The 15821-nt window shown below is 47.8% G+C and carries 7 protein-coding genes; 2 read left to right on the top strand and 5 right to left on the bottom strand.

Annotated elements, in window-relative coordinates; all coding sequences use genetic code 11:
- Window positions 1-21: 21 nt before the first annotated feature.
- The gene (gene uvrA, locus DXD65_RS05965; protein ID WP_008663931.1) at window positions 22-2805 is read right to left on the bottom strand and encodes an excinuclease ABC subunit UvrA; all 2784 of its coding nucleotides are present in this window, start codon (window positions 2803-2805) and stop codon (window positions 22-24) included.
- A gap of 184 nt (window positions 2806-2989) precedes the next feature.
- Here uvrA and DXD65_RS05970 point away from each other — a divergent pair, with 184 nt between their 5' ends.
- A complete protein-coding gene (locus DXD65_RS05970; protein WP_117589139.1) occupies window positions 2990-4939 on the top strand; it encodes a sensor histidine kinase in 1950 nt (649 codons plus the stop codon).
- A gap of 40 nt (window positions 4940-4979) precedes the next feature.
- A complete protein-coding gene (locus DXD65_RS05975; RefSeq protein WP_034525493.1) occupies window positions 4980-6491 on the top strand; it encodes a glycoside hydrolase family 10 protein in 1512 nt (503 codons plus the stop codon).
- A gap of 52 nt (window positions 6492-6543) precedes the next feature.
- On the opposite strand, the gene DXD65_RS05980 is transcribed toward DXD65_RS05975, so the two are convergent.
- The 4 genes from DXD65_RS05980 to purL form a co-directional block, all read right to left on the bottom strand.
- Window positions 6544-7113: a chromate transporter gene (locus DXD65_RS05980; protein ID WP_117887416.1), complete on the bottom strand. Its 570-nt coding sequence runs from the start codon at window positions 7111-7113 to the stop codon at window positions 6544-6546.
- 70 nt (window positions 7114-7183) lie between these two features.
- Window positions 7184-7726: a chromate transporter gene (locus tag DXD65_RS05985; RefSeq protein WP_034528571.1), complete on the bottom strand. Its 543-nt coding sequence runs from the start codon at window positions 7724-7726 to the stop codon at window positions 7184-7186.
- A 17-nt stretch (window positions 7727-7743) separates the two neighbouring features.
- The gene (locus DXD65_RS05990) at window positions 7744-11787 is read right to left on the bottom strand and encodes a two-component regulator propeller domain-containing protein (RefSeq protein WP_117887417.1); all 4044 of its coding nucleotides are present in this window, start codon (window positions 11785-11787) and stop codon (window positions 7744-7746) included.
- 170 nt (window positions 11788-11957) lie between these two features.
- On the bottom strand, window positions 11958-15662 hold the full coding sequence (gene purL, locus DXD65_RS05995) for a phosphoribosylformylglycinamidine synthase (protein WP_117887418.1): 3705 nt from the start codon (window positions 15660-15662) through the stop codon (window positions 11958-11960).
- Between the last annotated feature and the right edge of the window lie 159 nt (window positions 15663-15821).

Below are 15821 nucleotides of genomic sequence, written 5' to 3' on the forward strand. Positions count from 1 at the left end.
CTCCGTGCCTCTGTGTTCTATTTAAGGAAGCGAGGGGTGTAATTTCTCTTGCAAGAATTGTCCCGTATAACTTGCCGCACACTTCGCCACTTCCTCCGGTGTACCGGTAGCTACGATGTTTCCTCCTTTGTCCCCTCCTTCGGGCCCCAGGTCTATCACATGGTCCGCACACTTCACCACATCCAGATTATGTTCGATGATGACAATGCTGTGCCCGCGGCGTATTAGGGCATCGAAGGCTTCGAGCAGTTTCTTGATGTCATGGAAGTGTAGTCCGGTGGTCGGTTCATCGAAGATGAACATGGTCGGGTCTGCTTTCTCCTGGCTGAGGTAGAAGGCGAGTTTCACGCGCTGGTTCTCTCCACCGGAGAGGGTGGAGGAGGCTTGCCCCAGTTTGATATATCCCAAACCTACATCCTGCAAGGGTTGCAGCTTCTTCACAATCTTTTTCTGTCCGTGTTGCGTAAAGAATTCGATGGCTTGGTTTACGGTCATCTCCAATACGTCGTAGATATTCATGTCGTGGAACTTCACTTCCAGCGTGTCCGCCTTGAAGCGTTTGCCGTGGCAGGATTCGCATTCCAGTACAAGGTCTGCCATGAATTGCATCTCCACCGTGATGGTGCCTTCACCCTTGCATTCCTCGCAACGGCCGCCTTCGCTGTTGAAGCTGAAGTATCCGGCACTGTATCCCATCTGCTTGGCAAGCGGTTGGTCCGCCCATAGTTTACGGATTTCATCGTAGGCCTTGATGTAGGTCACGGGGTTACTTCTCGATGACTTCCCGATAGGATTCTGGTCAACAAACTCTACATTGCGCAGGTTCTGCAAGTCTCCTCCAATGGAAGTGAACTCGCCTGGACGTTCGTTGCATTCATCCAACTCTCGTTTCAGGGCGCGGTAGAAGATGTCGCGTACCAGCGTACTCTTGCCCGAACCGCTGACACCGGTGACTACGGTCATTACATTCAGCGGGAACCGTGCCTCTACACCCTTCAGGTTGTTTTCGCGCGCGCCTTTTATTTCTATGTAGTTGTTCCACGGGCGGCGGTGTTCCGGCAGGGGGATGGTTTCTTCGCCCAGCAGATAGCGCACGGTATAGCTGTCACTGTCTTTCTGAAGGTCTTTCATATCTCCTTGGTAGACGACCTTCCCTCCCAGGCGGCCTGCCCGGGGACCGATGTCGATGATATAGTCGGCAGCACGGATAATCTCTTCATCGTGTTCCACTACCACTACCGTATTGCCCAACTGTTGCAGCTGGCGGAGCACGTGTATCAGTTTGTCCGTATCGCGGCTATGCAGGCCGATGCTCGGTTCGTCAAGAATATACAGGCTGCCCACCAGACTACTTCCCAGCGAGGTGGCGAGGTTGATTCGCTGGCTTTCACCGCCGGAGAGCGAGTTGCTGAGGCGGTTCAGCGTGAGGTATCCCAAACCGACATCCAATAGGAATTGGATGCGGCTGTTGATTTCTGTCAGGATGCGGCGGGCTATGTCGGCGTCATGTGGGTCTAGCTGCAGGTTGTCGAAGAAGAGCTTCAACTCAGTGATGGGCAAATCTACCAGTTCGGAGATGTTGCGTCCTCCCACGCGTACGTAGTTTGCTTCGGGTTTCAGGCGGGTACCGTGGCATTTGGGGCAGAGCGTCTTTCCGCGGTAGCGTGCCAGCATCACACGGTATTGTATCTTGTACTGATTTTCCTGCACCATCTTGAAGAAGGCGTTGATGCCCTCAAAGTAGGGTGTCCCTTCCCACAGCATCCGGCGTTGCTCGTCGGTCAGTTCATAATAGGGAGTGAAGATGGGGAAGCCGGCTTTCTCGGCTCCGTGTATCACCATATCCCTCCATTCGCCCATCTTTTCGCCCCGCCAGCATACAACGGCTCCATCATAGACGGACAAGGAGCGGTCGGGTATCACGAGATGCTCGTCGATGCCGATGACTTTCCCGAATCCCTCGCATACGGGGCATGCACCGATGGGAGAGTTGAAGGAGAACATCTGGTCGTTCGGTTCTTCGAAGGTGATGCCGTCTGCCTCGAACTTGGTGCTGAAACGATAGAGGCAGGTACTCCCGTCGGGCTGGTAGAAACGCAGCAGGCAGGCACCGTCTCCTTCATACATGGCTGTTTCGGCCGAGTCGGTGAGGCGGCTGACGGAATCCTTTTCTGAAGAGGCTGTCATACGGTCAATCAACAGAAAAACTGTGTCTCCGGCTTTCGGCTTGTATTCGTCGATGCGCATCATTTCACCGTTCACTTCCAGACGGGTGAAACCTTGCTTCATGTCTATCTCCAGTTGTTGTTGCAGCGTGCGGTCTTCGCGCAGCAATATCGGGGCGAGCACGGTATACTTGGTTCCTTCCGGATATTCCAGCATGCACTTCACGATATCTTCTGCCGAGTGTTTCTTCACTTCTTGTCCGCTGACCGGGCTGAAGGTCTTACCGACACGTGCGTAGAGCAACCGCAGATATTCGTATATTTCAGTGGAGGTACCCACGGTGGACCGTGGGTTACGGCTGCTTACTTTCTGCTCAATGGCAATGGCAGGTGGAATCCCTTTGATGAAATCGCATTCAGGCTTGCTCATACGTCCCAAAAACTGGCGGGCATAACTGCTCAAGCTCTCCACGTAGCGGCGCTGCCCCTCGGCATATAATGTATCGAAAGCAAGTGAGGATTTTCCGGAACCGGACAGTCCGGTGATGACTACGAGTTTGTTACGGGGAATCTCTACGTCAATGTTCTTGAGGTTATTGACACGGGCTCCCTTTATGATAATCGATGTATTTTCTGCCATATAAAAGTCACTTATGTGATTTAGGATTTGCAAAGATAATGCAAACCGGGGTAGAATAAAACGAACCTGCTGGAAAAATCGTATCAGATAGGCAAGGTTAAGATTTGTTATACTTTAGGATGACTGCTAATTTACATTAAATAAAAGCACTAAATTCGCATCCGACTCCTTTTAATGTCCGAACATGGTAAAGCGTAATATAAAATGGCTTCTTGTTGTGCTGGTGTTAGGTTTATGCCCCTCAATCCTGCATGCCGAAGACCCTTATGGAGAGATGAAAGCTCTGGCAGATAGTGCGCAGAAAGTGTTGGGACAAGACCGATTGCCTTCCATCAATGCCCGGTGGATAAAACTTGCCCGCGAACTGAACGATACGGTACAGATTAGTGATGCCCATAACAACTTGATTTCTCATTATTATCAGTTGGGGGACATTGACCAATTGAAAGCCGCAACCTATGAATATATGGACTGGTGCCGGAAATACCAACGGACACGAGACCGGTATATGGCGTGGCGGCAGTACATTCAGCGTATGACGGAGAAAGGTATGCAGGAGGAGGCGATGGCTGAAACCGTCAGGCTCCATCAGGATGCCGAGCAAGCCCGGGACAAATACGGATTGGCATGTGGCGAAATGTGCATCGGGTATAACCATCGGGTCTTTGGAAACAACGTAAAACTGTGTATAGAGAATTACAACAATGCACTGAAACTTTTCGAGGAAGGCAGCTATTATCGTGACGCATACGTGGTGTTGCTTAATATTATCCAGACTTATCTTTCACGCAGTGAGTATGCAGAAGCCGGCGAGTATCTGAGTAAATTGTCGCAACTGGAGGACAAACTGGACCGTAAACAAGTCAGCATAGACCCTTCCCTGCACCTGCGTTTCTGTGAATTCAGGGTTATAGGCTTATTGGCCAATGAAGGTAGAAAGGCTACTGAGCCTTATATTGAGGAGACCGACCGCTTCTACCGTCAACATCCGGAGAGCTCGACGCCCGAAGCATGGTTTGGCTATAAGATAATGTGTTGCCGTATCCTCGGTGATTTGAAAGGTAACATTGCTTACGTGGATTCACTCATGGATTATCAGCATTCACTGGGGCTTTGCTATCCTTATAACCATTATATGAAAGGAGAACTGCAGGAACAGTTGGGCGATTATCGTGCGGCTTGCCGCAGTTATGCCAGATATGCCGCCGTGAGTGACTCCGTGCGTACGGCAGAAATGGATGACAAGCTAAGCAAATATACGGCACAGTTTGAGGTGGACCGGTTGAAGATGGAGAAGCTGGAGCTGAGTGCCAGATTGAACAAGGAACGACTGATGATAGCCTTGGCTGTTGGCGGACTGGTATTGTTGCTTTTGCTGCTCATTACTTATCTGTATATCCGCACCCTCTCCATGAACCGCAAGTTGGAAGCTGCACGCAGGGCGGTGGAAAAAATGAGCCAGGTCAAAAGTTCCTTTATACAGCATATCACCCATGAAATCCGTACTCCGTTGAATTCCATCGTCGGCTTTTCTACCTTGCTGGCTCAAGAGAAGCTGGATGATGTGGAGAAACGCGAGTATGTTGAACAAGTGGAGGGCAACAATACATATCTGTTGAGTCTGATGGAGAACATACTCAATATTGCGGATATGGATTCGCGAGTGTGGGAGATGCCGCGGGAGGAGATAGAAGTGGATGCGTGTTGCAAGGAATGTATTGAGGGCTTCCGTCCGGAACTGAAGCCGGGAGTTGAACTGGAATATGTGCCTGCTTCCGGCATTATGGCCTTTTATGCAGCCCGGCAATGGCTGAAAATGGTGCTGGTGTCTTTGTTGGATAATGCGGTGAAGTTTACGGAAGAAGGTCATATACGCGTTTCCTGCGAGGAAGATAAGTCCCGACATGTATTGCGCTTCGTGATAGAGGATACCGGTATAGGCATCAGGCCGGACGAATCGGACCGTATTTTCGAACGTTTTTATAAAGTGGACACGTTTACCAAAGGGTCCGGATTGGGGCTTGCCATAGCCAATGAGATAATGGAGTTGGTGGGAGGCCGGATTTATCTGGATGACACCTATTGCGGAGGATGCCGCTTTATTGTGGAATGGCCGATGAAGGACAAACCTTAATTATAAACTATTTTAAGTATTAAAAAGCTGTAATTAGAGAATGAGAGTAAAATCCCTTTTATGTGTATTCTTCTTGCTGCTAATGGCGGGAGGAGTATTTGCGCAAGTGCAGACCGGGTCTGCCTATCCTAAACGTGAATTTCGTGCAGCATGGATACAGTCAGTAAACGGACAGTTCCGTGGAATGCCGACCGAAAAACTGAAGCAGAATCTGATCGGGCAGTTGAATTCCTTGCAGAAGGCGGGAATCAACGCCATAATTTTCCAGGTACGTCCCGAAGCGGATGCTCTGTATGCTTCCAGACTGGAACCGTGGAGTCGTTTCCTTACCGGAGTGCAGGGTAAAGCGCCCGAACCCTATTGGGACCCTATGCAGTTTATGATTGATGAATGCCATAAGCGTGGTATGGAGTTTCATGCATGGATTAATCCGTATCGCACGAAGACGACCTTGAAGAGTGAGTTGGCTCCCAATCATGTGTACAATATCCATCCGGAATGGTTTGTCACTTATGGCGACCAGTTGTATTTTGACCCGGCACTGCCTGAGAGCCGCCGGCACATCTGCATGGTGGTGAGCGACATCGTTTCCCGCTATGATGTGGATGCCATTCATATGGACGATTACTTTTATCCTTATCCCATTAAGGGAAAGGATTTCCCTGACGATGCAAGTTTTGCACGTTTTGGCGGAGGTTTCAGCAATAAAGGAGACTGGCGCCGGAGCAACGTGAATGTGCTGATTAAGAAACTGCATGAAACAATTCGTGAAATCAAGCCGTGGGTGAAGTTCGGGGTTTCTCCGTTTGGCATTTACCGGAATGAAAGCAGTGACCCGCTTGGCAGTAAGACCAAAGGCCTGCAAAACTACGATGACCTTTATGCGGACGTGTTGCTGTGGGCCCGTGAAGGTTGGATAGACTATAATATTCCGCAGATTTATTGGCATATAGGACATCCGGTTGCCGACTATGAGACACTGGTGAAGTGGTGGGCCAGGAATACGGAAAACCGCCCCTTGTTTATCGGCCAGTCCGTGATGAACACCGTGCAGAATGCCGACCCCAAGAACCCGTCGATAAATCAGCTTCCTCGCAAAATGGCCTTGCAACGGGCCTATCAGACCATCGGTGGCAGTTGCCAGTGGCCTGCCAGTGCGGTTGTAGAGAATGCAGGCAAGTATCGCGATGCCCTGATTGCCGAATATCATAAGTATCCGGCGCTACCTCCCGTTTTCGATTTCATGGATAACGAAGCCCCGGCAAAGGTACGTAAGATGAAACCGGTGTGGACGGAAGACGGATATATTCTTTTCTGGACAGCTCCCAAGTATAAAGAGGAAATGAACCGTGCCGTCCAATATGTGGTCTATCGCTTTAATGACAAAGAGAAAGTGAATATAGATGACCCTTCCCATATTGTAGCCATCACGCGCGATAATTTCTATAAACTTCCTTACGAAGACGGAAAGACAAAGTACCGCTATGTGGTGACAGCCTTGGACCGTCTGCATAATGAATCGAAATCCGTTGGAAAGAAGATTAAACTTTAAAAATTAGGGATTAAGGATTAGGGATTAATCATTAACGTTTAATCCTTAATCCTTAATAAAGTATCAATCCTGCTATTCCACAAGCTACAATCATTCCTATCGGGTTCAGTTTATATTTCTTTGTGCCTATAAATGCCACGAGGAAGATGAGGCAGCTGATGACGAAGGAATATATGTCTTCTTTGGGAGAACTGAAGTTTTCCGAATTCATCAATACCAGCGCGGCTGAGGCTAGCAGACCGACCACTGCCGGGCGGAGCCCACTGAATACCGCTTCCACGGAAGGATGTTTCTGGTATTTCAGAAAGAATTTGCTGATGGTCAGCATCAGTAGGAAAGAAGGAAGCACCACGGCAAACGTAGCAATAATAGAACCTAAAATACCATAGTTTGTACCGTAGCAATCAGCTATCGTAGTATAACCCACATAAGTTGCCGAATTGATTCCTATCGGACCGGGTGTCATCTGGCTGATTGCCACAATATCAGTAAATTCCTGCGCTGTAAGCCAACCGTAACGGGTAACTACTTCACCTTGTATCATAGACAACATGGCATATCCGCCACCAAAGCCGAAAAGCCCAATCTTAAAGAATGTATAGAATAACTGTAAGAAAACCATGATTAGTAATTAATGATAAATGGTTAGTGATTAATGTTGCTATCCTTTTTAATTTTTAATTCTTTAATTTTTAATTCTTCGGACGTTGAAAACGTCCGAAGCAGTATCCTCCTACACCTGCTGCAATGATAATCCAGATGGGAGAGAAGCCCAACAGCCAGATGAGCAGTGCTGAAACCACCGGTATCCATATGTTGTATCGGTTTATCCGGGCCGATTTAGCCATGCTGAATGTAGGGGCTGCGATCAATGCAACCACTGCCGGGCGAATACCTTTGAATATACGTTCCACAATGATGTTGTCCTTGAAGTTGTGAAAGAACAACGCTATGGCGAGGATGATGAGAAACGAAGGAAGTATGGTTCCCAATGCAGTGATTATGCTCCCTCGTATTCCCCGTAGCCGATACCCTATAAAAATGGATATATTGACGGCAAGGATGCCCGGAGCGGACTGTGATATAGCAAGCAGGTCAATGAAATCTTCTTTGGCTATCCAGTTTCGTTTGGTTACGATTTCGTTTTCTATCAGCGGTACCATAGCATAACCGCCGCCGATGGTAAAGGCTCCTATCTTAAAGAAAATGGAGAATGCTTCAAGATATATATTCATATTCAAAATGTTGTAATTTACTTTATTTCTTTATCATCTTTCTCTTCCTTCCCTCTCTTGGCATACTGGCTTGGGCTCATATTGAAATGTTTCTTGAATACTTCACGGAAATATTTCGCATCACTGAAACCGGTCAGCTCTGAAATCTCGGTGATGGTATGCTTTTGTTCTTTCAGAAGTTGGGCAGCATGTTTCAGTCGAATCAGCCGGATGTAGTCAGCCGGAGCTTGGTCGGTCAGTGCCTTTATCTTATTGTAGAAGCTGGTCCTACTCATATTCAGCAGGTTGCAGAGCACGTCGACGTTGAAGCTTGGGTTGTCCATATTGTCTTCGACGCTCTTTTTGACGGTTGCAATGAATTTCCAGTCCAAGTCGTTGGAGCAGTTGATGCAATCCGTATTGTTCTTCTCGTCGTTCAGGTCCAGGCTGGTATATTTGTGGCGCAACAGTGCCCGGTTAGTCAGCAGGTTGGCAATGTTTGCTCGCAATATACCGATATTGAAGGGTTTCACAATATATTCATCCGCTCCGCTTTGCAGTCCCTCGATGATATTCTTGTCGGTATTCAGTGCTGTGAGCAGGATGATGGGGATATGTGATGTCTCGATGTCGTTCTTCAGGATATGACACAATTCGTCTCCTCTCATTTCCGGCATCATAATGTCTGAAATGACGAGGTTGGGCATATACTCCTTGACAATGGTCAGTGCTTCTTTTCCATTGGAGCATACTTGTATGTTGTATTGTTCAGACAATGTTCTGCGCAGATATTCCCTTAATTCGTCATTGTCCTCTACAATAAGAATTTTCTGGTGGTTACTGTTGTTTTGTGACTGTTGCTGCGTCTTGTCGTAGATTCCACTGGAAGCAGGGGATGATGTAGTAGAGGCATTGATAGGCACTCCGGAAGCCGAATAAACAATCCGTTCGTTTTTGGGTTGAGGGCGTTGGATTGCTTTGCGGAAATGCTTGTTCCCTTTGGGAAACGTGATTTTGATGCAAGAGCCTTTCCCTTCCATGCTGCTGAAGTTGAGCTTTCCTTTATGTAAGTGTACAAGTTTCCCTACCAGAAGTAGTCCGATGCCGCTGCCGGTAACTTTGGAATTGATAGCATTACTGCCACGGAAATGCATCTTGAACAGCTTTTTCTGTTCTGAAGCCGGAATTCCGATACCGGTATCTTTCACCTCAATACTCCAGGTATCTTCTGTCTCGGAAGTAAAGACATGTACATTGCCGCCGTCCGGTGTATATTTCAGTGCGTTGGATATGATATTTTTCAAAATGGAATCCATCTTGTCCTTATCTAACCATACGTTCAGATAACGGAAGCTGCTTTCGTAGGTCAGGTTGATGTGTTTTATGTTTGCGTATGAACGGAAAGCATCGATCGTCTCTTCCATATATGTGCTCAGTTCGTATTCGGATACGTATAGACTTCCGGAATAGGTGTCTGCGCGCTCGAAATTAATAAGGTTGGTGGTCAGGCGCAACAAGGCATTTACGTTTCGCAGGGCTGTATTGATGTTGCTCTGTCCGCTGGAAGTCAGTTGCTCGCGTTCGGTGATTTCTTCCAAGGGTGCTTTGATGAGCGTCAGTGGAGTACGTATATCATGCGCCGTATTGACGAAGAAGCGTATTTTCTCATCGGATTCTTTCCGCTGTTTTCTCAAGACTATTATTCGCAGAGTGATGCTTGCAATGGATATGATAATTACTGCATAGAGTATCAGCGCCCAGAAACTGAGCCAGAGGGGTTGCTCGATAATGATGTCCATACTGCGTTCCTCCAGGACAATACGACGGTCTTCGTTGGAGATGGCACGTACGCGGAGGGTATAGTTGCCCGGACTCAGGTTGGTAAAACGGATGACGTTTTCCTCTCCCGGACGGCTCCAACCCTCATAGAAGCCTTCCAGTTTCCAGGAGTACAGAATTAGGGAAGGATAGTCATAGTTGATGTCTGAGACCTGCAATGAGAAGATGTTCTGGTTGTACTTCAAACGCAAGGTTTTTGTCTCGTCAATATCCAGAATAAGTGGAGAACCTTCATCCTTGGGATAAACGGTCTGATAGAATACCCGCAGGTCACTGAATACCATTTTGAACTTATAGTCGCGAGGCAGGATCATGTCTTTGTTGAATTCTATGGCTCCATCCGTACTGCCGAAAATGAAATTGCCGTTTTTCCTCAAGGTGCCTGAGGCTGCGTTGAAATGGTCAGACTTCAGTCCTTGTTCTTTGGTCCAGTTATGGAATGTCTCTTCGACAGGATAGAAGGTGGACAGACCGTGTTCTGTACTCAGAAAGATATTTCCTTTACCATCAGACAATAGTGTATAGATATTATTGGAAATCAAGGCGCAGTTGTCTCTATGATAATGTCTGAATGTGTTTTTGGTCGTATCATATACCAGTAAACCGGCATTGTTGGTACCGATATACAGCATTCCGTCGGAAGCTTGGCATAGGGAGTAGATGTAGTAGGATTCTACCGGCATCTGGATATAGGTATACTTACCGGTTGCTTTTTCCAACAGGTACAAGCCGGTGGAAGTGCCTATCCACATATGTGTGGAGTCTTTCTCTATGATAGCGGTGATACCATTCAAGCCCGGGAAGTGCCGTATGTTTTTTCTGGAATAATCTATTTCTTTTAAGTTATAATACCCTCCGGACCAGATGTTTCCTGAAGAATCTTTCATAATGGAACGAATATACTTGTCTGGCCGGATATTCAGATTGCTGAATAAGGATGGGGTAAAGAAGTCTATGGACAGTTGCTTCTTGTTTATCTGGTAGATGCCGGAACTATACCCTCCGGCCCAGATGATGCCGGGCTCCACCTCGCATAGTGAGATGAAGGTGTGATTTTTGCTATGGCTTTCGGAGTCGAAGGTGCTGAGAAAAGAATGCCATTGTTTCGTCTTGCTGTAATAGAGGCTGATTCCGTTGTTCGTGGCAAACCATAAATCTCCGTCATGGTCCTCGATGATGGCGTTTACCTGGTCATTGATGAGTGATTGTTTATTGCCGATAGAGTGTTTTATCCATTGGTAATCGGTATATCGGTTATTGCGTACAGTTATGCCGATGGGATAATTGGCCATCCAGATACGCTGCTCGCTGTCGATGTAAATGTCATTGATAGTATTTCCGTTCATTGAGTTGTACCGATTGTAGTCGGCAACGATATACGGTTCGGATGCATAGGTATCGGTATTCATCTTGTAGACACCGGCTCCGTCCGTTGCGATGAGAATCTCATTGTCATTGAAGGCACGGATACAGTTGATGCTGATGTCCATCAGTCCGGATGGTATATGCATGACCTTGTGCTTGTTTAGGTCATAGGAGAATATTCCCCGCTGGAAAGTACCGATAAAAACCTTGTGGGATGGTTTGTGATAGTATAGTTCGTTGATTTGTATCTTCAAGGTATCCAACTGGTTGCAGGGGCTGAGGGTGAGGATGTTGTTGGCCAGTTCAGCATAGTGTATGCCGATGTCGGTTCCGATGAAGAAGTGGGTCGAATCAATCTGTGCGATATCCGTAATTCGTTCTCCTATTTCGTTTTGAATGAATGTTACCTTCTGGGTATTGCTGTCGTACAGATATAGGGCATCTTCATTGCAAAGCCATATTACGCTGTTGGCATCCACAAAACCGTAACTGATAGGGGTTGGACGTCCTTTCACTTCGCTTTCGGGTAGCTTGTATACCAGGACAAAGCGATCGTGTTTTGTATCATAGCGGAACACACGTCCTTTTTTGCCTATTTCCCATATGGTGCCTTTGGGGTCAACATAGAGCCAATTCAGGTTCATCATGGAATTCACTTCTTCATCTCCATCCATCAATTTGTACGGCTTGAAGTCCTTTCCGTTGTATCGGTCGATGCCGTCGTGGGTAAGAAACCACATGTAACCTTTAGGTCCCTTTTGAATTGCATATACCCGTCTGTTGCTCAAACCGTCTTCCACACCGATGTATTTGTATGTTTGTGCAATGCCTATAATTGGCAATAATAGTAGTATGTAGAAAAAGAAGTACTTTTTCATAATTGTCGAACGGTTTTTTGAATGTTGTACTGAGGGAGAGTTGAAAATAAACACAAAAATAATGCTTTTGTTTGAGAAAAACAAAAAGAAAGCGAAGAATAGAAATGTAACAAGCGCGAGATTATTCATAACCCGCGCTTGTTACATTTCTATAAAAAAGGAAGTTCAGCTCATTTTTTATTGGCTTCCACCCACTTGCGTGCATTGACAAATGCTTCTACCCAAGGAGTGATTTGGTCGCTGTTTACGCGGTCTGCGGGGTAGCAACCGTTCTGCCAGGGGAAGATGGCACGTTCCAAGTGGGGCATCATGGCCAGATGACGTCCGTCGGCACTTGCCAATCCGGCTATGGAATAATCTGAGCCGTTGGGGTTGGAAGGATATTCGTCGTATGAGTATTTCAGCACGACGTTGTATTTGTCCTCGTCGTATGGCAAGGAGAATTTTCCTTCACCATGAGCTACCCAGATACCCAGTTTGCTGCCACTCAGTGAGCCGAGCATTACGCTGCGGTTGGTGGGGACGGTAACACCGAGGAATCTGGATTCAAACTTGTGTGAGTCATTATGAAGCATCTTGCCGTTTTTCTTGTGCTCGGGATTGATAAGATTAAGTTCCATCATGAGCTGGCAGCCGTTGCAGACACCCAGTGAAAGCGTATCCTCGCGTGCATAATATTTGTCGAGCGCTTCTTTTGCTTTCGGATTGAAGAGGAAAGCACCTGCCCAACCCTTAGCAGAACCAAGAACGTCGGAGTTGGAGAAACCACCGCAGTAAACAATCATGTTTACATCTTCCAGCGTCTCGCGGCCGCTGATAAGGTCGGTCATTGTAACATCCTTCACATCGAAGCCTGCCAGATAGAGTGAGTAGGCCATTTCGCGTTCGCCGTTGGTTCCTTTTTCACGGATGATGGCGGCGCGTATACCTGACGGTGTACGGCGGTCCGGATTAATGCCGTATTGTGAGAACTTGCCTTTGAAGTCCGGCATGAAGGCGAATTCCACCGGTTGCATCTTGTAGTTTTCGAAACGCTTCTTGGCGCAGCCGTTCATGGACTGCTTACGGTCAAGGAGATAAGAAGTAGAGTACCATACATCACGCATATAGTCGATGCCAAACTGATAAGTAACATCGCCTTTTGATACAAGAATATGGCGTTCGTCTGTCGGTTTGCCGAGCTTCACGTAACCTACGCCTGCATCTTCCAGTATTTGCTTTACAGCTTCCTTGTGCTTGTCGCTCACCTGGATAACGATACCCGGGTTCTCTGCAAACAGAATCTTGATAAGGTCTTGCTCCTTGATTTTATCCAGGTTGATTTCCATACCGCCTTCCACATTGGCAAAGCACATTTCAAGCAGTGTAGTGATAAGACCACCGGTGGAAATATCATGTCCGGCAAGAATCAGTCCCTTGTTGACCAGTTCCTGCACGGCAAGGAAAGCATCGCGGAAGTATTCGGCATCCTGCACGCTGGGAACTTCGTCACCTACCTTGCCCAGGGTTTGAGCAAAGGCGGAACCGCCGAGTTTCAGGTTGTCGAAACTGAAGTCTATATGATAAATGGTAGTCTTTTCATTGTTAACCAGCACCGGAGATACGACTTTCTTGACGTCGGAAACTTCTCCACCGGCAGAAACAATTACCGTGCCCGGAGAAATTACTTTGCTGCCGTCGGGGTATTTCTGTGTCATGGAAAGAGAGTCTTTACCGGTCGGTACATTGATTTGCAGGGAACAGCAGAAGTCACTCAAGGCCTTTACTGCCGTGTACAGACGGGCATCTTCACCTTCTTGCGAACGGCAAGGCCACATCCAGTTGGCAGAAAGGGAAACGCTGTCCAGACCTTCGGCAAGCGGTGCCCAAACCAAGTTGGTCAATGCTTCGCTGACGGAAAGAACGGAGCCGGCTGCCGGGTCGGCAAGTGCCGCCTGGGGAGCATGGCCCAGAGAGGTTGCGATACCCTTTTCGCCGCGATAGTCTAAAGCTACCACACCACAATCGCTCAGAGGCAACTGCAATTCACCCTGGCACTGTTGGCGGGCAATCTTGCCTGTTACAGAACGGTCCACCTTGTTTGTTAACCAGTCTTTACAAGCCACAGCTTCCAGTTGGAGCACATTGGTGAGGTATTCGTGTAGTTGGGAAACTTCGTATTGGGGCATTTCGTAGTGACGTTCCACGGTCTTGTCCACCATATAGGTCTTGGGGGAAGAGCCGAACATCTGTTCTACGGCGAGGTCGAACGGACGTACACCGTCAGCTTGCTGGAAGGCAAAGCGATGGTCGCCGGTCGTTTCACCGACTACGTACATCGGGGCACGCTCACGTTCGGCTACCTTGCGTACATGTTCGATGGCCTCTTCCTGAATCAGCAAGCCCATGCGTTCCTGGCTTTCGTTGGCAATGATTTCCTTGGCAGACAGAGTCGTGTCACCGATGGGCAACTTGCTCATGTCAATTAAACCGCCGCATTCCTCTACCAATTCAGACAGACAGTTTACATGTCCGGCAGAGCCGTGGTCGTGGATGGAAACCACCGGATTGGTCTCTTCCTCACAAAGTGCGCGTACCACGTTGTAGGCGCGTTTCTGCATTTCGGCGTTGGCGCGTTGTACGGCATTCAGCTCGATGCCACTGCTGTAGCGTCCGGTATCTACGGAAGATACGGAGCCGCCGCCCAAACCGATGCGATAATTGTCTCCACCGATGACAACCACTTTGTTGCCGGCTTCCGGTGTACCTTTCAAACAGTCACGCTGGGTACCGTAGCCTACGCCTCCGGCAAGCATAATCACTTTGTCGTAACCATAGACTTCATCTTTTTCCTTATGTTCGAAAGTGAGCACGGAACCGCAGATTAGCGGTTGGCCGAATTTGTTCCCGAAATCACTGGCACCATTGGAGGCTTTGATTAGTATTTGTTCGGGAGTTTGATACAGCCATTTGCGTACCGGCAGAATCTCTTCCCAGGGACGTCCTTCTTCCGTACGGGGGTAGGAGGTCATGTAAACGGCTGTTCCGGCAATCGGCCAAGAGCCCTTACCGCCGCCCATACGGTCGCGAATCTCACCGCCCGTACCGGTAGACGCACCGTTGAACGGTTCTACTGTTGTGGGAAAGTTATGTGTTTCCGCTTTCAGGGAGATGACACTCTTGATGTCTTTTACTTGGAAATAGTCGGGCTTGGAGTGGTCTGCCGGAGCAAACTGTTCGATAACCGGACCTTCGGCAAAGGCCACATTGTCTTTGTAGGCAGAGATAATCTTGTTGGGATTCTCTTGTGTGGTCTTCTTTATCATTTGGAAGAGTGAAGATTCCTGTTCCACTCCATCGATGATGAATGTTCCGCCGAAGATTTTGTGACGGCAGTGCTCGGAGTTGATTTGCGCGAAACCGAATACTTCGGAGTCTGTCAAAGGGCGTCCGAGGTCTTTCTCTACTTTCTTGAGGTAGTCCATTTCTTCTTTGGAGAGTGCCAGACCTTCCTTTTCATTGTATGCCTCCAGGTCTTCGATGTGTACAATCGGTTCCGGCTGCCGGTTGGTTGTAAATACATTCTGGTCCAGCCCCTTGTACATACGTTGCAGCATCGGGTCGTGGTCTGCGTTCTCATCTTTTACGGGGAAGTACTCCTCGATGCGTATGATGCCGTCCAGCCCCATATTCTGGGTGATTTCTACGGCGTTTGTACTCCAAGGAGTAATCATCTCACGGCGCGGGCCGACGAAATGTCCTTTCAGGTTGTCTTCACTTTCGGGGGTGGCTTCTCCAAAAAGCCAGCAGAGTTTGTCGCTGTCTGCCTGGGGGAGTTCATGATTACATTCTACGGCAATCACACTCTTGGATGGGGTTCTGAAAAAAAGAATCATAGTTATATTTACGATTTTACGATTTTACGATTTTACGATTGAAGTTACTTCTTTGAGTATCTTCATCTTTTCTTCTTGGGGGCAAAGATACGTAAAATCGGTGGGGAGGAGAAAAAAAGGAAAACAAAAAACGCATGCAATTTTACTCGTATGCGTTTT

This window comes from Bacteroides sp. 4_1_36 (assembly GCF_003466325.1).
GTDB classification, from domain to species: Bacteria; Bacteroidota; Bacteroidia; order Bacteroidales; family Bacteroidaceae; genus Bacteroides; species Bacteroides uniformis.